The following is a 745-nucleotide window of genomic DNA, read 5'->3' as shown; positions in this document are numbered from 1 at the left end:
GAATACGTTCCCGGGCCTTGTACACACCGCCCGTCACACCACGAGAGTTTGCAACACCCGAAGTCGGTGAGGTAACCGTGTCGGGGCCAGCCGCCGAAGGTGGGGTAGATGATTGGGGTGAAGTCGTAACAAGGTATCCGTACCGGAAGGTGCGGATGGATCACCTCCTTTCTATGGAGATTTTGGCTGGTAAACGCACTCGCTGTTCAGTTTTGAAGGAGTGTTTCCTTCAAGCCTAATTGAAAATTGAGGACTTAATATCCTTATATGTCTGGTGATGATGGCGGAGGGGACACACCCGTTCCCATACCGAACACGGCCGTTAAGCCCTCCAGCGCCGATGGTACTTGTCCCGAAGGGGACCGGGAGAGTAGGACGTTGCCAGGCGGTTGCTTCTTCTGAAGCAACTACAAAGTTCGTTCCTTGAAAACTGGATATTGCATGTAATTGCTAAGGTTAATTTTAAGTGTAAGTACTATTAGTACTAACCTATGTGGTTAAGTTACTAAGGGCACACGGTGGATGCCTTGGCGCTAGGAGCCGAAGAAGGACGCAGCGAACTGCGATAAGCCTCGGGGAGCGGTAAGCACGCTTTGATCCGGGGATCTCCGAATGGGGCAACCCACCATCCGTAATGGGATGGTATCCGTCACTGAATCCATAGGTGACGAGAAGGCACACCCGGTGAACTGAAACATCTAAGTAGCCGGAGGAAGAGAAAACAATAGTGATTCCCCCAGTAGTG

Annotated in this window: 3 rRNA genes; all 3 read left to right on the top strand. The window is 51.5% G+C overall.

What is annotated here, in order from left to right:
• Window positions 1-171: ribosomal RNA gene (locus tag ACE99V_RS20425) — 16S ribosomal RNA — on the top strand; the annotation flags it as partial.
• Between the two features lie 99 nt (window positions 172-270).
• Window positions 271-387: ribosomal RNA gene (gene rrf, locus ACE99V_RS20420) — 5S ribosomal RNA — on the top strand.
• Window positions 388-495: 108 nt separating this feature from the next.
• Window positions 496-745, top strand: a 23S ribosomal RNA gene (locus ACE99V_RS20415); the annotation flags it as partial.

The sequence above is a fragment of the Brevibacillus soli genome, assembly GCF_044759095.2.
GTDB lineage: Bacteria > Bacillota > Bacilli > Brevibacillales > Brevibacillaceae > JBIYSM02.
This window is presented reverse-complemented; position numbering and strand designations above follow the sequence as displayed.